We start from the raw sequence: 23,991 nt of genomic DNA on the forward strand, positions 1-23,991 counted from the left end.
CGTTTGCCCGGCCTACACGAATGACGCTATTGCGGTTTGGTCGGCCCGGCAAGCGTTGCACCGCCGGGCGACTTCTCATTTCTGTCGCCATACAGGACAATACGGGATGTATCGATCTGATTTTCGAGCTGGCGAAGATCGTAAGCACTCTGCAGGCGCAGCCAAAATTCAGGTGTACTGCCTAGCGCGGCAGCAATACGAATTGCCAGCGAAGGCGTTATGGCGGTTTTGCCAGCCAGAAAGCGCGATACCGTAGCGGGAGTTACACCGATATTAAGCGCAAACCGACGACCACTAATGCCCAGTTCCTCTAACTCTCTAGCGATAATTTCGCCCGGATGGGAAATTTTAAACTGTCTCATTAGTGATAATCCTCATAATTCAAAATATACGCATCCCCGTTAATAAATTGAAATGTGATGCGCCAGTTTGCTCGCACTGTAATTGACCAGTAGCCCTCGCGCTCCCCTTTCAACGGGTGCAGCTTATAGATCTGACGGTTCAGCTCGCCAATCTCGTTGGCCGTGTCGATAGCCTGCAGGCGGTCATTAATTCGTTCAGCATCCTGTGCTGGAATTCCAGAAACAATCCCCTTTTCAAAAAGTTGTTTCAGGCCTTTGTGTTTGAATGACTTGATCATGATCCTATCCCTGTTACATGACGTGTAATATTCTAGATCGGTGTTACACGACGTGCAATACCTAAAAGGATAGAAATGGGAGAGGTTACGTTCAGACTGAGTAGGCCCGGCAAGCGTTGCGCCGCCGGGCGTTAAGGCGGGTTACTGCTTCGGTGCTTCGACAACCTGGCTACCTACGCCGCGGTTGTTGAACTCCCACATGCGGTTAAAGCTGGCGTCGTTCAGGTTACGTGTGACGTTGCCTTTATCGTCCACCGCGCCGGTGTTGCCGGAGAACGGACGTTTAGACACGGCGGCATCGCCCCAGGGTTTGGCCATGTTGAAGCCTTCGTTGATCACGCTGTCGCGGATCACCACCTGGCCGTTGGTCGCCTGATCAACGTCCATCGAGCGGCCGAGCTGGGCTACGCCGTCACCGGCCGCGGTAAAGCGGCTGTTGGTAGCCAGGAAGCCGTAGAAGATATTAGAGAGCGTAGCCGGGGCAAAGACGTAGGCTTCCTGCTGGGTGCGGGAGTTCACTACGCGGAAATCGGTGTTATCAAAGACCACCGCGCCACGGCCAGCAACGATATCCACATCGCCCTCAACGTAGCTGTTGGTGACCAGGGTACGGGTCTGGCGATCGTTACGCAGGGTGTTATCCACGCTGCTGTTGGTCACGAAGAAGGTGTTCTGGCGACCCAGAATGTTGACGTTGTTGATCTGTACCTTATCGCCATCGCTGCGCAGGGCCACGGCCTGGTGGTTACCGGCATCAACGCTGTCGCCAAGGTTGTTCTCGATGGTCAGGTTCTGCAGCTGCAGACCGTTATTCTGCGACCAGAAGACCGCTGAACACATCACGCCTACGCTGGCGCTGCCTTTACGCTGGCAGGTATCAAACATATACCACGCCGGTTTACCCGGCATATATTTCCCGCCTGGGTTAACCAGACGACGCCAGCTGTTGCCATCAATTTCGGAATCCACGGCCAGGCCAATCTTCACCTCGGCGGCTTTGTCGCCGGTACCGTAAATCGTCAGGCTGCCCGGTGCAGCGGGAACAAATACGGTGCCTTCATACTCACCCGGCAGAACGGCAATATACTGGCGCTCGCTGGTGTGCTTGTTGATGGCTGCATCAACCGCCGCCTGGATAGAGGTGTGCGTCACGCCCGCGGTGCCCGCCGGGCCAACAACGAAGGTCGGCTGTGCAGGCAGACGAATAGCGGACGGGCTCCACGGGGCCGCGTTCTGATCCATCGATGAGAAGTAGTGAGCTGGGACAAAGTTCTGCGCTTCGTTAGCAGACAGCACCGGACGCGCTGCGTTACCGGGGGCGGCCTGCGTGGAAGGACGCTGATCCGGCGGCGTTGAGCTGCAGGCAGTCAGCGTCACGCCAAAAGCCAGGGCCAGCGTCAGACGGGAAACCGAAAATGTGTTCAAGAGGTACTCCAGACGTAATAGTTAAATAAGTTGCTATCAAGCCTGCTTTTTTATACTAAGTTGAGCGAAACGGGAAGCCGATTGTGTGAATCGGCTTCAATATCGTGTTGATTAGCTATAAAGGGCGGTGATCGATGCACGATCGAGAGAGTGGAAGTGGATATTAAATCCAACCATCGCCCCGCTGGCATCGGCATCGACGTCCAGCTTCTCTACGTCCAGGGCGTGAACGGTGAAGATATAGCGGTGGGTTCTGCCCTTCGGCGGTGCCGCGCCGCCGTATCCGGCCTTACCGTAGTCGGTGCGGGTTTCCAGCGCGCCCTCGGGCAGTGGAACCAGCGACGAGCCGGATCCCTGCGGCAGCACGCGGGTATCGGCAGGCAGATTGACCACCACCCAGTGCCACCAGCCGGAGCCGGTAGGCGCGTCGGGATCGTAGCAGGTGACGGCAAAGCTTTTGCAGCCCGGCGGCACCTCGTCCCATGCCAGATGCGGCGAAATATTGTCGCCTTCGTAGCCCATGCCGTTAAAAACATGGCGATTATGTAGTTTTTCGCCCTCGCGAATGTCCTGGCTGATAAGTCTCATTGTCGTTCCTCTGTGAGTGGTCAACCCTAAGGCTAGAATAGCCCGTGCGTTCTCAGGGCGCAAAATGTGCGGGATGAGCCACCGCCGCCAGCACCGCGTCCGTTAGCTTACTGAGCTGTTCCGGTGAGATAACATAGGGCGGCATCAGGTAGATCAGCTTGCCAAAGGGGCGGATCCACACCCCCTGCTCGACAAAAAAGCGCTGCAGAGCGGCCATGTTCACCGGCTGGTGGGTTTCGATTACGCCAATAGCTCCCAGCACCCGCACGTCGGCCACCGTCTCTGCGGCTCTCGCCGGAGCCAGCTCGCGTTTCAGCTGCGCCTCGATGGTGGCAACCTGCACCTGCCACTCGCCGCGCGCCAGCAGCTCAAGGCTGGCGTTCGCCACTGCGCAGGCCAGCGGATTACCCATAAAGGTCGGGCCGTGCATAAAGCAGCCTGCTTCGCCGTTGCTAATGGTTTCAGCCACCTCGCGGGTGGTGAGCGTCGCCGACAGGGTCATCGTTCCGCCGGTCAGCGCTTTGCCGAGGCAAAGAATATCCGGAGTAATGTCCGCATGCTCGCAGGCAAAGAGTTTGCCGGTACGGCCAAAGCCGGTGGCGATCTCATCGGCGATCAGCAGGATCCCCTCCCGGTCGCACATCCGGCGGATGCGCTTAAGCACCTCTGGATGGTAGAGGCGCATCCCGCCCGCGCCCTGCACAATCGGCTCGAGGATAACGGCGGCAATCTCATGGCGATGGGCGGCCATCAGGCGGGCAAAGCCCACGATATCCCGCTCGTCCCACTCGCCGTCGAAGCGGCTCTCCGGCGCGGGGGCAAAGAGGTTGTCCGGCAGGTAGCCTGCCCACAGGCTGTGCATAGAGTTATCCGGATCGCAGGCCGACATCGCACCAAAGGTATCGCCATGATAGCCGCGACGGAAGGTCAGGAAGCGACGGCGCGGCTCCCCCTTCGCCTGCCAGTATTGCAGGGCCATCTTCATTGAGACCTCTACCGCTACCGAGCCAGAGTCGGCCAGGAAGACGCACTCCAGCGCCTCGGGTGTCATTGCCACCAGCTTACGGCAGAGCGACACCGCCGGGGCATGGGTAATGCCGCCAAACATCACGTGCGACATCGCCTCGATCTGCGTTTTCATCGCTGCGTTGAGGTGCGGGTGGTTATAGCCGTGGATGGCCGCCCACCACGAAGACATGCCGTCCACCAGCTGCTCGCCGGAAGCAAGCTGAAGCTCGCACCCCTGCGCAGACTGCACGGGATAGACCGGCAGCGGGGAGGTCATGGAGGTATAGGGGTGCCAGATATGGCGGCGGTCAAAGGCGAGATCGTCCTGGGTCATAATCGACTTGTAAACCAAATTAAAAAGATTTAGGTTTACGATCATAACCCAAACATGAACTCATTTCACCTTTTGGAGAAGCCCCATGGCTCACCACGCACGCTGGACACTGTCGCAAGTTACCGAGCTGTTTGACAAACCGCTGCTCGACCTGCTGTTTGAAGCGCAGACCATTCATCGTCAGCACTTCGACCCTCGCCAGGTTCAGGTCAGCACCCTGCTGTCGATCAAAACCGGGGCCTGTCCGGAAGATTGCAAATACTGCCCGCAAAGTTCGCGCTACAAAACTGGACTGGAGACGGAGCGCCTGATGGAGGTGGAGCAGGTGCTGGACTCGGCCCGCAAGGCTAAAAACGCCGGGTCGACCCGCTTCTGTATGGGCGCAGCGTGGAAGAACCCGCACGAGCGCGATATGCCTTACCTGGAGCAGATGGTGCAGGGCGTCAAAGCGATGGGCCTCGAAGCCTGCATGACCCTCGGCACCCTTGACGAAACTCAGGCCCAGCGGCTGGCGTCGGCGGGGCTGGACTACTACAACCACAACCTCGACACCTCCCCGGAGTTCTACGGCAACATCATTACCACCCGTACCTATCAGGAGCGTCTCGACACCCTCGATAAGGTACGCGACGCGGGGATCAAGGTCTGCTCGGGCGGCATCGTCGGCCTGGGTGAAACGGTCAAGGATCGCGCAGGCCTGCTGCTGCAGCTGGCTAACCTGCCGACGCCGCCGGAGAGCGTGCCGATCAACATGCTGGTGAAGGTCAAGGGCACTCCGCTGGCGGATAACGACGACGTCGACGCCTTCGACTTTATTCGCACCATCGCGGTGGCGCGCATCATGATGCCGACCTCCTTTGTGCGCCTCTCCGCCGGTCGCGAGCAGATGAACGAGCAGACCCAGGCGATGTGCTTTATGGCCGGGGCCAACTCCATTTTCTACGGCTGCAAGCTGCTTACCACCCCGAACCCGGAAGAGGACAAAGACGTTCAGCTGTTCCGCAAGCTTGGGCTGAACCCGCAGCAGACTGACGTGATGACCGGCGATAACGAGCAGCAGCAAAAGCTGGAGCAGCAGATCTTTAACGCCGACACCGACCAGTTCTACAACGCGGCGGCACTATGAGCTGGCAGCAGCGCATCGATACCGCGTTAGCGACCCGGCGGGCCGCCGACGCCCTGCGTACGCGCCGGGTGGTCGAGCAGGGCGCGGGGCGCTGGCTGACGGTGGGCGACAGCCGCTACTGCAACTTCTCCAGCAATGATTATCTTGGCTTAAGCCAGCACCCGGCTATCGTGCGTGCCTGGCAGCAGGGAGCGGAGCAGTACGGCGTGGGCAGCGGTGGCTCCGGGCACGTCAGCGGCTATACCCGGGCGCATTATGCTCTGGAGAGCGAGCTGGCGGAGTGGCTGGGCTACCCTCGGGCGCTGCTGTTTATCTCCGGCTTTGCCGCCAACCAGGCGGTGATTGCCGCCCTGACCGGCAAAGAGGATCGTATCGTGGCGGATAAGCTCAGCCACGCCTCTCTGCTGGAAGCCGCCAGCTTCAGTCCGGCTCAGCTGCGGCGCTTTGCTCATAACGACGTCAGCCAGCTCGCCGCGCTGCTGGATAAACCCTGTGACGGCCAGCAGCTGGCGGTGACCGAAGGCGTCTTCAGTATGGATGGCGACAGCGCGCCGCTGGCCGCTATTGCCGAGCAGGTACGCCGCGCCGGGGCCTGGCTGCTGGTAGATGATGCCCACGGCATCGCCGTCACCGGTCACGAAGGGCGCGGTAGCTGCCAGCAGCAGGAGGTGAAGCCCGAGCTGCTGGTGGTCACCTTTGGCAAAGGCTTCGGCGTCAGCGGCGCGGCGGTGCTGTGCAGCGAGGCGGTTGCCACCTACTTCGAACAGTTTGCTCGCCATCTGATCTACAGCACCTCTATGCCTCCCGCTCAGGCCGTGGCCCTCAGCGCCGCGCTGAGCGTGATCCGGGGAGAGGAGGGCGACCAACGCCGGGCGGCGCTCGCCGGGCTCATTCAGCGCTTTCGCCATGGCGCAGCGGCGCTGCCGGGGCGCATCACCCATTCCCAAAGCGCCATCCAGCCGCTGATCGTTGGCGATAACAGCCGGGCGCTGAGCCTGGCGGAGCGCCTGCGACAGAAAGGGTGCTGGGTGACCGCTATTCGTCCTCCCACCGTCCCCGCAGGCACGGCGCGCCTGCGTCTGACCCTGACGGCGGCCCATCAGCCCGAGGACATCGATCGTCTGCTGGAGGTCCTGCATGAGTCTGGTGAATAAGCGTGCGGTAGCGGCGGCCTTTGGCCGGGCGGCACAGAGCTACGACAGTCATGCTCAGCTGCAGCGCCAGAGCGCGGATCTGCTGCTGGCGAGGCTGGGTGAACGCAGGCCTGCAAGCGTGCTGGACGCGGGCTGTGGGCCGGGCAGCATGAGCCGCTACTGGCGGGACGCGGGGGCTGAAGTCACCGCCCTCGATCTCTCCCTGCCGATGCTCAGGCAGGCGCAGAGTCAGCAGGCCGCGCAGCACTATGTTGCAGCGGATATTGAGGCGCTGCCTCTGGCCGACGCCCGGTTCGATCTCGCCTGGAGCAACCTTGCTGTGCAGTGGTGCAACGATTTAGGCCAGGCGCTGAAGGCGCTGCATCGCGTCGTGCGCCCCGGCGGGGCGGTGGCCTTTACCACCCTGGCGAGCGGATCGCTGCCGGAGCTGCACCAGGCCTGGCAAGCGGTAGACAGCCGACTTCACGCAAATCGATTTTTAGCAGAAGAGACGCTGGCGGAAACCGTTAGCGCCTGGCGCGGCCAGTGGGGCATTGAGCCTGTCACGCTGGACTTTGACGATGCCCTGGCGGCCATGCGCTCGCTAAAGGGCATCGGCGCGACGCACCTGCACGCTGGCAGGCATAACACGCCCCTGACCCGCGGTCAGCTTCAGCGCCTGCAGCTGGCGTGGCCGCAGCAGCAGGGCAGGTGCCTGCTGACCTATTCACTTTTTTGGGGAGTTATTGAACGTGACTGAACGTTACTTTGTTACCGGCACGGATACGGAAGTAGGGAAAACGGTAGCCAGCTGTGCGCTGTTGCAGGCCGCCGCCCAGGCAGGATGGCAAACCGCAGGCTACAAACCGGTCGCCTCGGGCAGTGAGATGACGCCAGAGGGGCTGCGTAACAGCGACGCGCTGGCCCTGCAGCACAACAGTACCCTGGCCCTGCGCTACGAGGCCGTGAACCCGTATACCTTTGCTGAGCCCACGTCGCCGCACATCGTCAGCGCCGCCCTTGGACAGCCTATTGAGGCCGAAACGCTCTCGGCAGGGCTGCGCATGCTGGAGGCGCAGGCGGAGTGGGTGCTGGTAGAGGGGGCCGGGGGATGGTTTACGCCGCTCTCAGAAACCCTGACCTTTGCCGACTGGGCTACTCAGGAGCAGCTGCCGGTGATCTTAGTGGTGGGCGTTAAGCTTGGCTGCATCAACCATGCGGTACTGACCGCCCAGGCGGTGCAGCAGGCCGGGCTGCGGCTGGCGGGCTGGGTTGCTAACGACGTGGTGCCGCCAGGACAACGCCACACTGAGTATCTGGCAACGCTTAAGCGCATGCTGCCCGCGCCGTTCCTCGGGGAGATCCCGTGGCTGGAGAACGCCGCGCCTGAGAGTGACATCGGCCACTGGCTCGATCTCAGTGCGTTAGGTTCGGCGTCATCCACTGGGAAAGCAGCGGATCGTCCAGCTGTGTAACGCTTCCCTGGGCCACGTTGCGACCCTGATGCAGAAGATAGAAGTGGTCAGCGACGCGGCGTACAAATGTCAGGTGCTGCTCCGCCAGCAGGATAGTCATGCCGAACTCCTGGTTCAGGCGCACCAGCAGGTTACCCAGCTTATGGACAAAGGCCTGACCCAGCCCGCGGGTTGGCTCATCCAGGATCAGCAGGCGCGGACGGGTCACCAGCGCCCGGGCCAGCGCCAGCTGATGCTGGTTATCCTCTGATAGCCCGGCGCTCTTAACCTGGCGCAGGGCATACAGTTCGGGAAAGAGATCGTAGATATCCCGTGTCACCGCGCTACCTGGCTCGCCGACCGCCAGCCAGGCGATCTGTAAATTCTCCTCCACCGTAAGCTGGGAAAAGATCCGCTTTTCCTGCGGTACGCAGGCAATGCCCATCGCCGGACGATCCTCCATTTTTACCTGCAACAGGTTCAGCGGGGCCGCCCCGACCTCCTGCCAGGTCATGCTGCCGCTCTCCACAGGCAGATAGCCAGAGATGCAGTTGACCAACGTGGTTTTCCCCATTCCTGGCAGCCCCATTACGCAGGTGCAGGTGCCCGGGATAAGATCGAGATCGACATTCCAAAGCGTATGCCGATCGCCGTAATAATGATTCACTGCTCGTAAGCTCAACATCGGTTCCTCTCCCGGACCTGGTCTGTAAATGATATGTTGCAAAAGCCTTGCCAGAAGCGTGTTATGCTCTGTTTTTCGGAGCAGGATGACGAAAAAACGCTAAATTCCTCTTTTCCACCGCTCTGCCTGATTGCATCTGCACGCTGTTAGTGCTAGATGCAGGCGGATCTGATTTTTGGTGGTGCAGTCGCGTCGGAATGCGATAAAAAATGGTGGGAAAATTTTTTTACCTGCGTGCCGTTTCGCAAAATGCGATTTTCGCTGAGTCACAGGGGGTACGGGCTGGCGACAGTTATCCACTATTCCTGTGGATAACCTTGTGCATTAGAGTTAGAAAACGCGTGCAAAGCGAGAGAGCACGCGGCTTAGGCATGAATTGATGCGAAACGCGGCTTTTTAGATAATTATTATAAAATCAATACGTTAAATAAAAGCAATGCGTGTAAGAAAAGTGTCATCCACTGACACAAAACTTTCACCACCCGACTTGACAAATGTTAAATCGCAAAAAGTTCTGGGGATAAGATATTTTTTTTAGTTTTTAATTCTGCGCCAGACGCAAATTTTCCTTACGGCACTTGAAATTGCCTTATCTAACACAGATATTCCTATCTGCCACTGGGTTTTCATCCAGTATAATTTATTGGCAAAATCCGCCGCCGCGAGTAAAATTACTCACCTGCCCGCTCATTCCTTCATCAGGTAGCCATTCATGAGTAAACCATTCAAACTGAATTCCGCTTTTCGTCCCTCTGGCGATCAGCCAGAAGCCATCCGCCGCCTGAAAGAGGGGCTGGAGGACGGACTGGCGCACCAGACCCTGCTCGGGGTAACCGGTTCAGGGAAGACGTTTACCGTTGCCAACGTGATCGCCGATCTACAGCGGCCGACGATGGTGCTTGCGCCGAACAAAACCCTGGCGGCACAGCTGTATGGCGAAATGAAGGAGTTTTTCCCGGACAACGCCGTGGAGTACTTCGTCTCCTACTACGACTACTATCAGCCCGAAGCCTACGTGCCGAGCTCCGACACCTTTATCGAGAAGGATGCCTCGGTAAACGAGCACATCGAGCAGATGCGTCTCTCGGCAACCAAAGCGCTGCTGGAGCGCCGTGACGTCGTGGTGGTGGCCTCGGTGTCGGCTATCTACGGCCTCGGCGACCCCGATCTCTACCTCAAGATGATGCTGCACCTGACCATTGGCATGATCATCAACCAGCGCGATATTTTGCGCCGCCTGTCGGAGCTGCAATATACGCGTAACGATCAGGCCTTCCAGCGCGGCACCTTCCGCGTGCGCGGCGAGGTGATCGATATCTTCCCGGCGGAGTCAGACGACGTGGCGCTGCGCGTTGAGCTGTTTGACGAGGAGGTTGAGCGCCTGTCGCTGTTCGATCCGCTGACCGGCCACGTTGAGTCCACTATTCAGCGCTACACCGTCTATCCGAAGACCCACTACGTGACCCCGCGCGAACGCATCGTGCAGGCGATGGAAGATATCAAGGTCGAGCTGGCGGACCGGCGTAAGACGCTGCTGGCCAACAATAAGCTGCTGGAAGAGCAGCGCATTACCCAGCGCACCCAGTTCGATCTTGAGATGATGAACGAGCTGGGCTACTGCTCGGGCATCGAGAACTACTCCCGCTACCTCTCCGGGCGCGGGCCGGGCGAAGCACCGCCGACGCTGTTTGACTACCTGCCTGCCGACGGCCTGCTGGTGATTGACGAGTCCCACGTCACCATTCCGCAGATTGGCGGCATGTACCGCGGCGACCGGGCGCGTAAAGAGACGCTGGTAGAGTATGGTTTCCGCCTGCCGTCGGCACTGGATAACCGTCCGATGAAGTTTGAAGAGTTCGAAGGGTTAGCCCCGCAGACCATCTATGTCTCAGCGACGCCGGGCAACTACGAGCTGGAGAAATCCGGGGAAGAGATTGTCGATCAGGTGGTGCGCCCCACTGGCCTGCTTGACCCGATTATCGAAGTCCGCCCGGTGGGTACCCAGGTGGACGATCTGCTGTCGGAGATCCGCAAGCGCGTCGCCATTAACGAGCGCGTACTGGTCACCACGCTGACCAAGCGCATGGCCGAGGATCTTACCGAGTATCTGGAGGAGCACGGCGAGAAGGTGCGCTATCTGCACTCGGATATCGACACCGTTGAGCGTATGGAGATCATCCGCGACCTGCGTCTGGGCGAGTTCAACGTGCTGGTGGGCATCAACCTGCTGCGCGAGGGGCTGGACATGCCGGAGGTGTCGCTGGTGGCGATCCTTGACGCCGATAAAGAGGGCTTCCTGCGTTCGGAGCGCTCGCTGATCCAGACCATTGGCCGTGCGGCGCGTAACGTGAACGGCAAGGCTATCCTCTATGGGGATAAAATCACGCCGTCAATGGCGAGGGCCATCAGTGAAACCGAGCGGCGTCGGGCGAAGCAGCAGGAGTACAACGAAGAGCATGGCATTACGCCGCAGGGCCTGAATAAGAAGGTGGTCGATATTCTGGCGCTGGGCGAGAACATTGCCAAGACCAAAGCCAAAGGACGCGGTAAGTCCCGTTCGCCGGTGGTGGTGGACGAGTCAGAGCTGGCGCTGACGCCGAAGGCGCTGCAACAGAAAATCCACGAACTGGAGGCGCAGATGCTACAGCACGCGCAGAACCTGGAGTTTGAAGAGGCGGCGCAGCTGCGCGATCGCCTCCATCAGCTTCGCGATCTCTTTATTGCCGCCTCCTGATCTGCCTGCCTAAACAACAGGCGGAAACTGCACCCAGGCCCGTACGCCGGGCCTGGACGTGCGGTTATGCAGGTAGAACTGCCCATCGTGCAGCTGGGCGATGCGGCTGACGATGCTCAGCCCCAGTCCGATCCCGCCGTAGCGGCTGTCCATCCGCACAAAGGCTTTGCTGAGCTCTTTGCTTTTCGCCTCGTCCACGCCGGGGCCTTCATCTTCCACCGCCAGCACCGGCGCAGGCGTCTGCTCAAGTTTGAGGGTAATCACGCTCTTCTCCGGGCTGTAGCGGTGCGCATTCTCCACCAGGTTCCTGAGCAGCACCCGAAGTTGAACGGCGTCTCCGCGTACCGCCATGTCTTCCTGATCCTCGGGCAGCGCCAGCGTCTGCTGGTGAGTGCCCAGCATCGTCTGTAGCTCATCCTGCAGAGGCAGCATGACGTCGCGGATGAGCATCACCTGCTGGTAGCTGCCCGCCGAGAACGACTGCGCCATGCGCGCCAGCTGCAGCAGCTGGGAGACGCTCTCCGTCATCTGGTCAATACGTAAGATCAGGCGGCTGACATCAACGGAGGGGTGGCTTTTTGCCAGCAGCTCCAGGTGCAGACGCAGTCCCGCCAGCGGGGTGCGCAGCTCGTGGGCCACGTCGGCAGTGAAGAGCCGCTCGCGATCGAGCGTCAGGTTCAGGCGCGCCACCAGCTGGTTAATGGCCGAACTGACCGCCTCTACCTCCGCCGAGGGATTGTTGAGCACAATCGGCTGCAGGTTATCAGAGGTACGGATCTCCAGCTCCCGCTGCAGATCGCGCAGCGGACGGGTGATCAGCTTTACCGCCTGCATGCAGATGAGCAGGGCCATGCCGATAATAAACAGGCTCGGTACCAGCAGGCTAGCAACCGCCTCATGCACCTCGCGCTCAATATGCGCATGGTTGTTGTGCTTGTAGATAGCGCTCTCCACCAGCAGCTGGATCTGCTCTTTGCTCTCATGCCATAGCCAGAAGACGCTGATGAGCTGAAACAGCACCAGGATCGAGCCAATGGTCAGCAGCAGGCGTCCGCGCAGGGTCCAGCGGACAGGGGAGAGCCTCTTTTTTATCTTCTCTGGCATAGGGTTAGGTTGTCTGCTCCATCTTAATCAGCTGATAGCCAAAACCACGCACCGTGCGGATGCGATCTTTACCAATCTTATCCCTCAGGTTATGGATATGTACCTCAAGGGTGTTGGTGGCCGGCTCGTTATCCCAGTTGTAGATGTCATTGTAGAGGATCTCCCGATGTACCGGGCAGCCCGCCTTGAGCATCAGACGTGACAGCAGGGCATACTCTTTTGGGGTCAGATCCATCGAGTGCCCGGCCAGCCACACCTGACGGGTATTGACGTTCAGGCGCAGATCATCCACGACAACTTCACTGTCGCCCTGGTTATTATGGCGACGCAGCAGCGCGCGGATACGGGCGTTAAGCTCCTCCAGCGCAAAAGGCTTAATCAGATAGTCATCTGCGCCAGCGTCCAGCCCGGAGATGCGATCCTCCACCGTATCGCGGGCGGTCAGGATCAGCACCGGCAGAGAGACCTTCTCCCGCCGCAGCCGCTGCAACAGATGCAGGCCATCTTCATCCGGTAACCCGAGGTCGAGGACAATCAGGCTATAGTGCCCAGACGCCAGGCTGAGCATGGCCTCCCGGCTGGTGCTCACGCCGTCGCAGGCGTAGCCCTCTGACTGCATGGCCAGCATCAGCCCCTGCAACAGCAGGGTATCATCCTCTACGATTAATATTTTCATACACTATGACTCCCTGCAGGCGGCCAGAATATCATCGGCTGGCTGGTATACGTGGGTTTGCACGCCCGTAATGCCCAGCATGGTTGAAAACAGATTGTCCTGCGAAAAAGATTCGCTGGCAGCACGTTTTTGCAGGCACGACTCACTTACCCGGTAGCGCTGCTTGAAATCGGGCGATAGCCAGATCAGCATCGGCACATGTTTCTGTGACTCCGGCGCAATGGCGTAAGGCAGGCCATGCAGATAGACGCCATTTTCGCCTAAGGACTCGCCGTGATCGGAGAGATAGACCAGGCTGGTGGTAAACTTATCCTGCTGTGCCTGCAACAACTTTATTGCTTTATCGACGACATAGTCGACATACAGTACCGTATTATCATATGTATTTTTAAGCTGTTGTTGCGAACAGGTCTGGATTTCGTTGGTATCGCAGGTCGGGGTAAATTTTTTGAACTGCGGCGGATAGCGATCGTAATAGGTCGGGCCGTGGCTGCCGATGGTATGCAGCACAATCAGCCCGTCGCCCTGTAACTTATCGATGTATTGCTCCAGACCGTGGAACAGAATATCGTCATGACATTCCCCCGCCTTGCAGAGGTCGGCCAGGTTGAGCTGGGTAACGTCCTGATGAGAAACCCGATCGCAGGCCCCTTTACAGCCGCCGTCGTTTTCGTTCCACAGCACCTGAACACCCGCGCGCTGGATGATATCTAATAGCCCTTCCCGGTGGTGAGCAAGCTGCTCATCGTAGTTTTTGCGCGCCATCCCGGAGAACATGCAGGGAACGGAGACCGCCGTCACCGTACCGCAGGAGCTGGTCTGGGGGAAATAGACCACGTTATCCTGCTTAAGCCGTGGATTTGTTTCACGCCCGTAGCCGGAGAGGGAGAAATCTTCTGCCCGTGAGGTTTCGCCCACCACCAGAATGGTTAAATTCTTCTTCGTGCCCTGATGCATCTGCGGCACCCGCGTGGCATCTTCTCCGAGCTTCACCAGCGGCAGGTTATCCATGCGGTGGTGCTTATAGTAGGAGTAAGCGGCGGTAATGCTGTTAGAGGGCCCAAGGGATTTCACCAGCTCACGGTTGTTACGAAACAGCGAGGCGTAATCCTTATAGAAAAAGAGCGCTATCACCAGCACCACGGCGACCGACACGAGAATATTCGCGCCGCGGATCAGCACGCTACGCCAGCCTGAAGGGGATTTTTTGATCCGCAGCCAGCAGGCCAGTATGGCCATCAGCACCCCGGAGATGCCTACCGTCAGCAGCAGCTGCGGCGTGATCAACGCAAAGCTCTCTGCGGGGGTGGTATCAAGAATGTTGGCAATCATCGTCCGGTCGATAATCACGCCGTAGGTCCAGATAAAGAACTGGGTTGCTGCGCAGAGCACAACAAACAGGCAGATCAGCAGCCGATCCAGCCAGATAAACGAGGCCAGGGTGGTCAGGATGTTGATCACGCAAAAGGTCACGATCGGCATCGATAAAAATACCGCCAGCGACCACGGCGAGTGCACCGCCAGCAGCGTCCAGGCCTGATGATAAAAGGCAAGGTTCAGCGCAACGGCGATATAAAATGAGAACAGGATGATAAAGGTCATGCGCCCTAAGGCTGGCCTGTAGAACGGGAACATACGCATACATAACTTCCTGAAAAGAGTATGCTACGTATGCTCCCAGAAGAGAGTTAAGGCAACCTTAAGATCTTCAGAAAAGTCTGGAAGGGGTAAACATCAGCCCAGCCGCTGGACGGCCTGCTCCAGCGCGACGCGTAGCAGATGGCGATCGTGATGATGGGGAACATCGCTGGCCTCTAGTACCTCCTGTACCACAAGGCGATCGCTGAGTGCCGCTGTCTCTGCCTCGGGCCCGACCACCACCGCATCCACAATCCGCTTGCCAACGCGCTGCTCCAGCAAGGACAGCTTGGCGCACAGATCCATCCGCGCCGCCTCGGCGCTCTGCTCTCTACCAAGATTGTCGATATAGACCACCGGGGCAGGCGTGCGGCGCAGCGCCTGGGCCAGATCGCCAAGCAGCACCAGCGGCATCAGGCTGGTGTAAAAGCTGCCCGGGCCAATCAGGATCAGATCCGCTTCGGCAATGGCCTCTATCGCTTCGCGGGTAGCGGGCACGGAAGGGAAGAGCATCAGCTCCTGAATCGGCGTTGTCAGCCCGTCGACGTTCACCTCGCCGTAGACCGTGTGCCCCTCGCTGTCGATAGCCATCAGATCTACCGGCTGCTCCGACATGGGGATCAGAAACGCATCGACCTTAAGCAGGTTACGAATTAAATTGATCGCCTCCATAGGCCGGACGCTAAGGTGATCCAGCGCCTTTAGCATCAGATTTCCAAGGTTATGCCCGGAAAGCTCGCCATTGCCGGTAAAACGGTACTCAAACATCGCCGAAGCGACACTCTGCTCGGTAATTAACTGGTTCAAACAGTTACGCATATCGCCCCAGGCGATGCCGCCCTCGGCGCGACGAATACGCCCGGTTGACCCGCCGTTATCAGTGGTGGTGACGATCCCCGTCAGCCTTGAACCCAGCGACCCCAGCGAGGACATAACGCGTCCTAACCCGTGTCCGCCGCCAAGGGCAACGACCCGGTCAAGATCCGCAAGCGTACGACTACGCATAACTCTTCCTTAATGGCTAAAAAACTGCGCTACGTTAACGTAAATACCACTAAAAGACGATGCCCCAAGCGGGTGAAAATGATGCATATCAAGGCAAGAGGCTGATTTTCACGTATTCTGTAACGAAAATGCACGATCATGGCGCTATATAGTAATTTATATAGCGATAGGCGGGGATGGCGAAAATCACGTTATCGCGCTACTATCGCTACTTATAGCGTTACAAACACACACTCTAGCCTCTGCGTCTACGTCCCCGGATATGATGCTTTGGCCGTGGCAATTGCCACCAGGGTGCAGGAAGAAATGACTGCATCTCCCGTATTTGGAAAGGTGTACATGGCCTCACAGCTTACCGATGCATTCGCGCGTAAGTTCTATTACCTGCGTCTGTCTATTACCGACGTGTGCAATTTTCGTTGCACCTACTGCCTGCCCGATGGCTACAAGCCGGGCGGGGTAACCAACAAAAGCTTTCTGACCCTCGATGAAATTCGGCGGGTGACCCGCGCCTTTTCTGCGCTCGGCACCGAGAAGGTGCGGCTGACCGGCGGGGAACCCTCGCTGCGCCGCGACTTTACCGAGATCATTGCGGCGGTGCGGGAGAATGCCGCCATCCGCCAGCTGGCGGTGACCACTAACGGCTACCGCCTGGCGCGGGACGTGGCCAGCTGGCGCGACGCCGGGCTGACCGCGATCAACGTCAGCATTGACAGCCTCGATGCCCGCCAGTTTCACGCCATCACCGGGCAGGATAAGTTCCACCAGGTGATGCAGGGTATCGATGCCGCTTTCGAGGCGGGCTTCGAGAAGGTCAAGGTCAATACCGTGCTGATGCGCGACGTTAACCACCATCAGCTTGATACCTTCCTGGCGTGGATCCAGACCCGTCCCATCCAGCTACGCTTTATTGAGCTGATGGAGACCGGCGAGGGGAGCGACCTGTTCCGCAAGCACCACCTCTCTGGCATGGTATTGCGCGATGAGCTGCTGCGTCGCGGCTGGATCCAGAAGCTGCGCGGCCGCAGCGACGGCCCGGCGCAGGTCTTTTGCCATCCGGACTACACCGGGGAGATCGGCCTGATCATGCCCTACGAGAAAGACTTCTGCGCCAGCTGTAATCGTCTGCGCGTCTCGTCGGTGGGCAAGCTGCATCTCTGCCTGTTTGGCGACGGTGGCGTGAGCCTGCGCGATCTGCTGGCGGAAGATACCCAGCAGGCGGAGCTGGAGGCACGCATCGCCGCTGCGCTAACGCACAAGAAGCAGACCCACTTCCTGCATCAGGGCAATACCGGTATCACGCAAAACCTTTCCTATATCGGCGGATAGACCTTACAAGGAGGCAGTTTATGAGTCAGGCCAGCGCAGAGTTTATCCCGGCACGCATTGCCGTGCTGACCGTTTCCAGCCGTCGCGGCGAAGAGGAGGATACCTCCGGCCACTTCCTGCGCGACGCGGCCCATGACGCGGGGCATCTGGTGGTGGCGAAAGCCATCGTCAAAGAGAACCGCTACGCCATTCGGGCTCAGGTTTCGGCGTGGATCGCCAGCGACGAGGTGCAGGTTATTGTGATCAACGGCGGCACGGGCTTTACCGCCGGTGACCAGACCCCAGAGGCGCTGCTGCCGCTTTTCGATCGTGAAATTGAAGGCTTTGGCGAGGTGTTCCGCATGCTCTCTTTTGAAGAGATCGGCACCGCCACGCTGCAGTCCCGCGCGGTGGCCGGCATCGCCAATAACACGCTGATTTTTGCGATGCCCGGCTCGACCAAAGCCTGCCGAACCGCATGGGAGAATATCATCGCGCCGCAGATCGATGCGCGCACCCGCCCGTGCAATTTCCACCCTCATTTAAAGAAATAGACTATGTCTCAACTGACCCACATTAACGCCGCGGGCGAAGCGCACATGGTTGACGTCTCGGCAAAAGCAGAGACCGTGCGAGAAGCGCAGGCGGAAGCCTTTGTTACTATGCTCCCTGAGACGCTGGCGATGATTATCGACGGCAGTCACCACAAGGGCGACGTCTTTGCCACCGCGCGTATTGCCGGTATCCAGGCGGCGAAGCGTACCTGGGAGCTGATCCCCCTGTGCCATCCGCTGATGCTCAGCAAGGTCGAGGTGAATCTCGAGGCGCAGCCGGAGCAGAGCCGGGTGCGCATTACCACTCTATGTCGTCTGACCGGGAAAACCGGCGTCGAAATGGAGGCGCTGACGGCGGCCTCGGTGGCGGCGCTGACCATTTATGACATGTGCAAAGCGGTACAGAAAGATATGGTGATTGGCCCGGTTCGTCTGCTGGCGAAGAGCGGTGGCAAATCCGGTGATTTCAGGGCGGATAACGATGATTAAAGTGCTCTTTTTTGCCCAGGTACGGGAGCTGGTGGGCTGCGATAGTCTGACGCTGGAGAGCGAGTTTCAAAGCGTTGAAGCCCTGCGTCAGGCGCTGGCCGCCCGGGGCGATCGCTGGGCGCTGGCATTGGAAGAGGGGCGTCTGCTGGCCGCGGTCAACCAGACCCTGGTGAGCTTTGACCATCCGGTGGTGAGCGGCGATGAAGTCGCGCTCTTCCCGCCGGTAACCGGAGGCTAAGATGAGCGAAACGCGCATTCGCGTAGGCCATGCTTCCTTTAGCGTTGGCGAGGAGTATTCCTGGCTGGCGGAACGCGATGAAGACGGGGCGGTGGTGACGTTCACCGGCAAGGTGCGTAACCACAATCTCGGCGATAGCGTGCACGCCCTGACCCTGGAGCACTACCCTGGCATGACTGAAAAAACGCTGGCGGATATTGTTCAGCAGGCCCGGGATCGTTGGCCGCTGGGCCGCGTCACGGTGGTGCACCGCATTGGCGAGCTGTGGCCGGGAGATGAGATTGTCTTCGTCGGCGTCACCAGCGTTCATCGCGGGAGTGCTTTTGCCGCCGGGGAGTATATTATGGACTACCTGAAGACCCGCGCCCCCTTCTGGAAGCGAGAGGCAACGGAAGAGGGCGATCGCTGGGTCGAGGCGCGGGAGAGCGACCAGCAGGCAGCGAAGCGCTGGTAAGTCGCTTTTTCCCGGATGTGTTACCCTTAGAAGCGTGTTCACTTAACAGGAGTTAATCATGGACCGATTCCCACGATCCGATTCAATTGTCCAGACCCGCAGCGGGCTACAAACCTACATGGCCCAGGTCTACGGCTGGATGACCTGCGGGCTGTTCCTGACGGCGTTTATCGCCTGGTTCGCGGCCAACACCCCCGCGGTGATGATGTTTGTCTTCTCCAGCAAAATCACCTTCTTTGGCCTGATCATCGCTCAGCTGGCGCTGGTGTTTGTCCTCTCCGGGCTGGTGCACAAGCTTAGCGCGGCGATGGCCACCACGCTGTTTATGCTCTATTCGGCGCTGACCGGCCTGACCCTTGCCAGTATCTTTGTGGTCTACACCTACTCATCCATCGCCAGCACCTTTGTGGTGACCGGCGGCATGTTCGGTGCCATGAGCCTCTACGGTTACACCACCAGGCGTGATCTGAGCGGCTTCGGCAATATGCTGTTTATGGCGCTGATTGGTATTGTGCTGGCCTCGCTGGTCAACTTCTGGCTGAAGAGCGAAACGCTGATGTGGATAGTGACCTACATCGGGGTGATTGTCTTCGTGGGTCTGACGGCCTATGACACGCAGAAACTTAAGCGTATCGGCGAGCAGATCGACGTGAGCGACAGTGGCAACCTGCGTAAATATGCCATCCTCGGTGCGCTAACGCTCTATCTGGACTTTATCAACCTGTTCCTGATGCTGCTGCGGATTTTTGGCAACCGTCGGTAAGTAAAACGCCGGGTGGCGCTACGTTCACCCGGCTACAATCTCTTCTCTTGTTACTTCTGCATCGCCTCTTCGTTCTTCGCCCGCAGCTTTTTCGCCCGGCTCTCCAGCACCAGATAGCACACCAGCGCCAGCATCAGCGGCAGGAAGTAGTAGAGCATGCGATAGGCAAGCAGGGCGGCGATGATCTTGCCGTGCGAGACGTGCTCCCCCGCCAGCAGCGCGATAAACACTGCCTCCAGCACGCCAATCCCCGCCGGGATATGGATAATGACCCCTGCAATACTACTCACCAGCAGCACGCCCAGCACGAAGAAGTAGTTCACCTCCTGGCCCAGCAGCAGCCAGATAATCGCGCCCATCGCCATCCAGTTAGCGCTGGAGATCACCATCTGTGCAATAGCAAATTTAAACGACGGCAGCACCAGCTTCTGGCCCTTCACCGTCATATGCCGACGTTTGGCAAAGGCGCAGAACCAGAGGTAAGCGGCGATCATCAGCAGCAGCACGACGCCAACGATACGCAGCGTGCCCTCGTCGATGTACCAGTGCGAGGGCAGCTGAACGATGCCAAAGGAGAAGATGATCCCGCCCAGCAGAATGTAGCCCAGCCAGTTGGTGGTAATGCTTAGCGAGAAGATGCGGGTGATAGTGCTGCTGGGCAGGCCGAGGCGAGAGTAGAGGCGATAGCGCATGCCAATGCCGCCCACCCAGGTGCTAAGGGTCAGGTTAAAGGCGTAGCAGACAAACGACACCAGCATCACCTGGCGCGCCGCCAGCTTGTGTCCGCAGTAGGCGCGAGCCAGCAGGTCATAGCAGCCGTAGAGCAGGTAACTCACCACCACCAGCGCGACGGAGATCAGCAGCGGCGTGCGGTTATAGTTGCGAATAACGTTCCACACGTCGCCCCAGTCCACCGTACGGGCATAGACCACCAGCAGCACCGTCACGGCAATAAAGAAGACCCAGGTCAGGATTTTTTTCGCCAGCCGCCAGCGCGGATGTGATTTGCTCATCAGGGATTAACCTCTCTGCTTTCCGTATCGACGCGATCCTGCGTCTCCATCTCCGGTTGAACCGGCGGCTTTACCAGCGAAAGCTTAGGCGTATGCGCCGGCAGCCAACCCACCATGGCCGGGAATTTTCGCAGGAAGTGGAACACCACCACGCTTTTAGCCAGGTTCCACCAGGTGCGTTTTGGCACCATGGTTTCATCAACCCGCACGCAGTCGTGCTGCAAAATGCCGTTCAGGTTGTCGCGCAGGGTCTGGTTAAAGGCACGGTCATGAATAATCAGGTTGGCCTCCAGGTTAAGCGACAGGCTGAGGGGATCGAGGTTGCTGGAGCCCACGGTGGCCCAGTGATCGTCCATCACCGCCACCTTGCCGTGCAGCGGACGGCGACGGTACTCATACACCTGCACGCCGCCCTTCACCAGGTAGTTGTAGAGCAGGCGCGCACCCACGGTAACAATGGGCATATCCGGCTCGCCCTGGACGATCAGCTTTACCGTTACGCCACGACGGGCCGCATTGCGCATCGCATGCAGCAGACGGTAGCCGGGGAAGAAGTAGGCGTTGGCAATGATCACTTCGCGTTTGGCATTGGCCAGCATTTTGAGGTAGTGGCGCTCAATGTCGTCCCGATGATCGTCATTATCGCGCCAGACAAACAGCGCCTGCGCCTCACCGGGCTTGCGGTTATCCGGTGCCTGGTGACGACGGCGCTGCTGCCACCAGCGGCGGGTTTGGGCGTGCTCCGGCAGGTTCTCCAGTTCGAACTGAAGAATATCTTCGACCACCGGGCCTTCAACCCGCACGGCGTAGTCCTGCTTGGCCTCAGGGCCGTAGTCGCTCATATGTTCGGCAGAGTAGTTAATGCCGCCGACAAACGCCACGATACTGTCGATCACCACAATCTTACGGTGCATCCGGCGGAACACGTTGGTGCGCATCCCTAACAGCGGCGGGCGCGGATCGTAGTAGCGGAACACCACGCCAGCGGCGGTGAGCTGGCCGACGAACTCATCGCTGAGATCGGGCGAGCCGTAGCCATCCAGCAGCACCTCAATATTGACTCCACGCTGGGCAGCACGCAGCAGCACCGCGTGCAGCTTGCGGCCCACGTCATCTTCGAACCAGATAAAGGTTTCCAGGATCACCTTACGCTGTGCATTGTCGATTGCTTTGAACACAGCTGGGTAGTATTCGTCACCGTTCTCCAGCAGCTGGATGCGGTTTCCTTCTCGCCATCCGCATTTCATAAGTGAATCTCCGCGCTCAGTGGGGCATGGTCAGACAAATGACGCCAGTTACGCAGCGGCAGTGCCTCTGGGGCGCTGGCGTTAGCGTTTTTAACGTAGATACGGTCAAGACGCAGCAGCGGCAGGCTGACCGGAAACGTACGCGCCGGGCGGCCCTTCGCCCGGGTGAAGATCTCCTCCAGCCCGGCCTGTTTTTTCAGCGGGTGGTTGGCTTTCACCCGCCAGTCGTTAAAGTCGCCCGCCACCAGCACCGGCTCCCCTTCAGGGAAGGAGTTTACCCATTCGGCCAGCATCGTGAGCTGGGCCTGGCGGTGGGCCTCACGTAAGCCCAGGTGGACGCAGATAACGTGAATCGGGCGGTTGTGCTGCGGCGGCACAATGCGGCAGTAGAGCAGGCCGCGTTTCTCGCTGCCATCCACAGAGACGTCGCGGTTCTCATAGTGCACTATCGGATAGCGGGAGAGCACGGCGTTGCCATGATGCCCTTCAGGATAGACGGCGTTACGACCGTAAGCGAAGTCGCTCCACATCGTATCGGCCAAAAATTCATAGTGGGTGGTATCGGGCCAGTTTTCCACATGCAGCGGATGCACCTCGTGCGCGCCCATCACCTCTTGCAGACAGACGATATCTGCGCCGACGGTACGAACCGCGTCGCGTAGCTCTGGTAAAATAAAGCGTTTGTTAAACGCGGTGAAACCCTTGTGCGTGTTAATCGTAAGTACTTTTAAAGAGAATGGCTGATTCTGTTCTGTCATCTTGTATCCCGCCAGTGACGCTGTCCTGTTGGAAATAAAGTGTAGTATCTGTCACAAAAAGATGCGGCCTTACGGATTTTTCCGTAAAGTCCGGTACTCTCAATTACAGATAAAATTCTTCAGGAGTAAATCCATGAAGTGGCAACAGCGTATTCGTGTGGCAACCGGCCTCGGTTGCTGGCAGATTGTGTCGCATTTCATCGTCGTGGCGGCGCTGGTAATGGGCTGGATGAGCGGGGCGCTGGTGCGCGTCGGCTTGAGCCTATGCGTGGTTTACGGCGTCACGGTGCTGCTGATGCTGGCTCTGCAACGTCATCATGACGGGCGCTGGCGTGAAGTAGGCGATTTTCTTGAGGAGCTGACCACCTCCTGGTATTTCGGTACCTCCATCATTGCGCTGTGGCTGCTCTCCCGCGTGCTGCACAACGATCTGCTGCTCGCGCCGGTAGGGCTGGCGATCCTTGCCGGGCCAGCGGTGCTCTCCCTGCTGACCAAAGATAAGAAGCTACGCAACGTTCCGCCTGAACATCGCGTAGGCCACTGATCCCGTTGTGGCCGCGATAACCAGCAGCGGCCACAGGCTTCCCCAGACAATATCCAGACTCGCATCCTTCAGATAGATCTGCTTGGTGATATCGGTGAAGTGGCGAATCGGGTTCACCCACGTCAAATGCTGCAGCCAGACCGGCATATTCTCCACCGGCGACACGTAGCCGGAGAGCAGGATCGCCGGCATCATAAAGACAAACACGCCGATAAATGCCTGCTGCTGCGTTGCGCATAGCGCGGAGATCAGCAGGCCAAAGCCCACCAGCGACAGGCCGTAGATCAGCATCGTGAAATAGAAGAGCATCAGCGATCCGGCGAAGGGGATCTGGTAGGCCCAGATGCCTATCCCCAGCACGATGCTGGCCTGGAAGGTGGCGACGATCAGAGCCGGGACCGCCTTGCCGACAAAAATCTGCCAGGTGGCGAGGGGGGAAACCAGCAGCTGATCCAGCGTTCCCTGCTCCCGCTCGCGGGCCACCGACAGCGAGGTGACAATCATCACGCCGATGGTGGTGATCATGGCGATCAGCGACGGTACCACGAACCATTTATAGTCGAGGTTGGGGTTATACCAGTTACGCACCACCAGCTCGCTGTTGTTGGGCTTCACTTTTCCCGCCATCAGCTCCTGCTGATACTCTTTGACCACCTGCTGAAGATAGTTAGCGGCAATCTGCGCGCTGTTGGAGTTACGCCCGTCGAGCAGCAGCTGCATCGGCGCAGGCTGGAAGGTATCGAGATTGCGTGAGAAGTCTGCCGGGAAGCGTACCAGCAGCAGCGCCTTTTGCGTATCGAGGGTGGGCCGGATCGCCTGCGGGCTGTGTAGCAGCAGAACGTGGGTAAAGGCTTTGGCGCGGGCAAAGCGCTGGGTCAGCTCCACCGAATGCCTGCCGCTATCTTCGCTGTAGATGGCGATGGTGGCGTTGGTCACCTCAAGAGTAGCGGCAAAGGGGAACAGCAGCACCTGGATCAGCACCGGAACAATCAGGATCGCCCGCGTCTGCGGCTCCCGCAGCAGGGATTGCAGCTCTTTGCGAATCAGCGTCCATAAGCGGTGAAACATATGTG

At 58.9% G+C, this 23,991-nt stretch carries 26 protein-coding genes and 1 riboswitch; of the genes, 12 read left to right on the forward strand and 14 right to left on the reverse strand.

Translation table 11 applies throughout. The features are described 5' to 3' along the window. Positions 1–26: 26 nt before the first annotated feature. The 5 genes from WFN61_RS01980 to bioA all read right to left on the reverse strand — a co-directional run bounded on the left by WFN61_RS01980 (position 27) and on the right by bioA (position 3,995). Positions 27–362: a HigA family addiction module antitoxin gene (locus WFN61_RS01980; protein ID WP_238083828.1), complete on the reverse strand. Its 336-nt coding sequence runs from the start codon at positions 360–362 to the stop codon at positions 27–29. After that, the gene (locus WFN61_RS01985) at positions 362–640 is read right to left on the reverse strand and encodes a type II toxin-antitoxin system RelE/ParE family toxin (protein ID WP_144813416.1); all 279 of its coding nucleotides are present in this window, start codon (positions 638–640) and stop codon (positions 362–364) included. Before WFN61_RS01985 ends, WFN61_RS01980 begins: the two co-directional genes overlap by 1 nt. Positions 641–781: 141 nt before the next feature. Further along, positions 782–2,065 carry a putative acyl-CoA thioester hydrolase gene (locus tag WFN61_RS01990; protein WP_144813413.1) on the reverse strand — a complete coding sequence of 428 codons (1,284 nt, stop codon included), beginning with the start codon at positions 2,063–2,065 and terminating at the stop codon, positions 782–784. A gap of 111 nt (positions 2,066–2,176) precedes the next feature. Then, a complete protein-coding gene (locus WFN61_RS01995) occupies positions 2,177–2,653 on the reverse strand; it encodes a kinase inhibitor (RefSeq protein ID WP_144813411.1) in 477 nt (158 codons plus the stop codon). A 52-nt stretch (positions 2,654–2,705) separates the two neighbouring features. Then, positions 2,706–3,995 (reverse strand): adenosylmethionine--8-amino-7-oxononanoate transaminase, encoded by a 1,290-nt coding sequence (bioA, locus tag WFN61_RS02000; protein WP_436880842.1) that lies wholly within the window; start codon positions 3,993–3,995, stop codon positions 2,706–2,708. A gap of 85 nt (positions 3,996–4,080) precedes the next feature. Here bioA and bioB point away from each other — a divergent pair, with 85 nt between their 5' ends. The 4 genes from bioB to bioD are packed head-to-tail and all read left to right on the forward strand — an operon-like array spanning position 4,081 to position 7,729. Next, the gene (gene bioB / locus WFN61_RS02005) at positions 4,081–5,121 is read left to right on the forward strand and encodes a biotin synthase BioB (RefSeq protein WP_312178154.1); all 1,041 of its coding nucleotides are present in this window, start codon (positions 4,081–4,083) and stop codon (positions 5,119–5,121) included. Next, a complete protein-coding gene (bioF, locus tag WFN61_RS02010; protein WP_312273684.1) occupies positions 5,118–6,275 on the forward strand; it encodes an 8-amino-7-oxononanoate synthase in 1,158 nt (385 codons plus the stop codon). The genes bioB and bioF overlap by 4 nt, the downstream gene beginning before the upstream one ends. Next, positions 6,259–7,014: a malonyl-ACP O-methyltransferase BioC gene (gene bioC / locus WFN61_RS02015; protein ID WP_337037411.1), complete on the forward strand. Its 756-nt coding sequence runs from the start codon at positions 6,259–6,261 to the stop codon at positions 7,012–7,014. The genes bioF and bioC overlap by 17 nt, the downstream gene beginning before the upstream one ends. Then, entirely contained in the window at positions 7,007–7,729 is a 723-nt protein-coding gene (gene bioD, locus WFN61_RS02020; protein ID WP_312178151.1) for a dethiobiotin synthase, read from the forward strand. The genes bioC and bioD overlap by 8 nt, the downstream gene beginning before the upstream one ends. On the opposite strand, the gene WFN61_RS02025 is transcribed toward bioD, so the two are convergent. Further along, the gene (locus tag WFN61_RS02025) at positions 7,671–8,393 is read right to left on the reverse strand and encodes an ABC transporter ATP-binding protein (protein WP_144813396.1); all 723 of its coding nucleotides are present in this window, start codon (positions 8,391–8,393) and stop codon (positions 7,671–7,673) included. The genes bioD and WFN61_RS02025 overlap by 59 nt on opposite strands. Positions 8,394–9,105: 712 nt before the next feature. Here WFN61_RS02025 and uvrB point away from each other — a divergent pair. Next, positions 9,106–11,127, forward strand: a complete 2,022-nt coding sequence (uvrB, locus tag WFN61_RS02030; protein WP_154057303.1) for an excinuclease ABC subunit UvrB — start codon at positions 9,106–9,108, stop codon at positions 11,125–11,127. 9 nt (positions 11,128–11,136) lie between these two features. On the opposite strand, the gene pmrB is transcribed toward uvrB, so the two are convergent. From pmrB to yvcK, 4 genes are all read right to left on the reverse strand, one after another. Beyond that, the gene (gene pmrB, locus WFN61_RS02035; protein ID WP_337037413.1) at positions 11,137–12,231 is read right to left on the reverse strand and encodes a two-component system sensor histidine kinase PmrB; all 1,095 of its coding nucleotides are present in this window, start codon (positions 12,229–12,231) and stop codon (positions 11,137–11,139) included. A 4-nt stretch (positions 12,232–12,235) separates the two neighbouring features. Further along, positions 12,236–12,907 carry a two-component system response regulator PmrA gene (gene pmrA / locus WFN61_RS02040; protein ID WP_257756981.1) on the reverse strand — a complete coding sequence of 224 codons (672 nt, stop codon included), beginning with the start codon at positions 12,905–12,907 and terminating at the stop codon, positions 12,236–12,238. 3 nt (positions 12,908–12,910) lie between these two features. After that, entirely contained in the window at positions 12,911–14,548 is a 1,638-nt protein-coding gene (eptA, locus tag WFN61_RS02045) for a phosphoethanolamine transferase EptA (protein WP_337037417.1), read from the reverse strand. Positions 14,549–14,641: 93 nt separating this feature from the next. Further along, positions 14,642–15,550 carry a uridine diphosphate-N-acetylglucosamine-binding protein YvcK gene (gene yvcK / locus WFN61_RS02050; protein ID WP_337037419.1) on the reverse strand — a complete coding sequence of 303 codons (909 nt, stop codon included), beginning with the start codon at positions 15,548–15,550 and terminating at the stop codon, positions 14,642–14,644. Positions 15,551–15,769: 219 nt separating this feature from the next. Further along, positions 15,770–15,902: riboswitch (molybdenum cofactor riboswitch) on the forward strand. Between yvcK and moaA the strand changes: the two genes are divergently transcribed. The 6 genes from moaA (at position 15,890) to WFN61_RS02080 (ending at position 19,356) form a co-directional block, all read left to right on the forward strand. Continuing rightward, positions 15,890–16,879, forward strand: a complete 990-nt coding sequence (gene moaA / locus WFN61_RS02055) for a GTP 3',8-cyclase MoaA (protein ID WP_144813379.1) — start codon at positions 15,890–15,892, stop codon at positions 16,877–16,879. (Overlaps the previous riboswitch by 13 nt.) Positions 16,880–16,899: 20 nt before the next feature. Further along, the gene (moaB, locus tag WFN61_RS02060) at positions 16,900–17,412 is read left to right on the forward strand and encodes a molybdenum cofactor biosynthesis protein B (protein ID WP_257756986.1); all 513 of its coding nucleotides are present in this window, start codon (positions 16,900–16,902) and stop codon (positions 17,410–17,412) included. A 3-nt stretch (positions 17,413–17,415) separates the two neighbouring features. Next, entirely contained in the window at positions 17,416–17,901 is a 486-nt protein-coding gene (gene moaC / locus WFN61_RS02065) for a cyclic pyranopterin monophosphate synthase MoaC (RefSeq protein WP_042392252.1), read from the forward strand. Continuing rightward, positions 17,894–18,139 carry a molybdopterin synthase sulfur carrier subunit gene (gene moaD / locus WFN61_RS02070; RefSeq protein ID WP_042392254.1) on the forward strand — a complete coding sequence of 82 codons (246 nt, stop codon included), beginning with the start codon at positions 17,894–17,896 and terminating at the stop codon, positions 18,137–18,139. The genes moaC and moaD overlap by 8 nt, the downstream gene beginning before the upstream one ends. Before the next feature lies 1 nt (position 18,140). Further along, positions 18,141–18,593, forward strand: a complete 453-nt coding sequence (moaE, locus tag WFN61_RS02075; RefSeq protein WP_144813372.1) for a molybdopterin synthase catalytic subunit MoaE — start codon at positions 18,141–18,143, stop codon at positions 18,591–18,593. Between the two features lie 58 nt (positions 18,594–18,651). Continuing rightward, positions 18,652–19,356 carry a Bax inhibitor-1/YccA family protein gene (locus tag WFN61_RS02080; protein WP_144813368.1) on the forward strand — a complete coding sequence of 235 codons (705 nt, stop codon included), beginning with the start codon at positions 18,652–18,654 and terminating at the stop codon, positions 19,354–19,356. Positions 19,357–19,406: 50 nt separating this feature from the next. Here the strand turns inward: WFN61_RS02080 and WFN61_RS02085 are convergent, their stop codons facing one another. The 3 genes from WFN61_RS02085 to WFN61_RS02095 are packed head-to-tail and all read right to left on the reverse strand — an operon-like array spanning position 19,407 to position 22,374. Further along, a complete protein-coding gene (locus WFN61_RS02085) occupies positions 19,407–20,369 on the reverse strand; it encodes a lysylphosphatidylglycerol synthase domain-containing protein (RefSeq protein ID WP_144813365.1) in 963 nt (320 codons plus the stop codon). Next, positions 20,369–21,616: a cardiolipin synthase ClsB gene (clsB, locus tag WFN61_RS02090; RefSeq protein ID WP_312282240.1), complete on the reverse strand. Its 1,248-nt coding sequence runs from the start codon at positions 21,614–21,616 to the stop codon at positions 20,369–20,371. The genes WFN61_RS02085 and clsB overlap by 1 nt, the downstream gene beginning before the upstream one ends. After that, the gene (locus tag WFN61_RS02095) at positions 21,613–22,374 is read right to left on the reverse strand and encodes an endonuclease/exonuclease/phosphatase family protein (protein WP_144813358.1); all 762 of its coding nucleotides are present in this window, start codon (positions 22,372–22,374) and stop codon (positions 21,613–21,615) included. Before WFN61_RS02095 ends, clsB begins: the two co-directional genes overlap by 4 nt. Before the next feature lie 133 nt (positions 22,375–22,507). On the opposite strand from WFN61_RS02095, the gene WFN61_RS02100 reads away from it, so the two are divergent. Then, on the forward strand, positions 22,508–22,918 hold the full coding sequence (locus WFN61_RS02100) for a YbhQ family protein (RefSeq protein WP_222889955.1): 411 nt from the start codon (positions 22,508–22,510) through the stop codon (positions 22,916–22,918). Here WFN61_RS02100 and WFN61_RS02105 read toward each other — a convergent pair. Further along, positions 22,880–23,986 carry an ABC transporter permease gene (locus WFN61_RS02105; protein ID WP_144813350.1) on the reverse strand — a complete coding sequence of 369 codons (1,107 nt, stop codon included), beginning with the start codon at positions 23,984–23,986 and terminating at the stop codon, positions 22,880–22,882. The two genes, WFN61_RS02100 and WFN61_RS02105, sit on opposite strands and share 39 nt — an antisense overlap. Between the last annotated feature and the right edge of the window lie 5 nt (positions 23,987–23,991).

It is taken from the genome of Pseudescherichia sp. AS216 (genome assembly GCF_037152055.1).
Lineage (GTDB): Bacteria > Pseudomonadota > Gammaproteobacteria > Enterobacterales > Enterobacteriaceae > Pseudescherichia.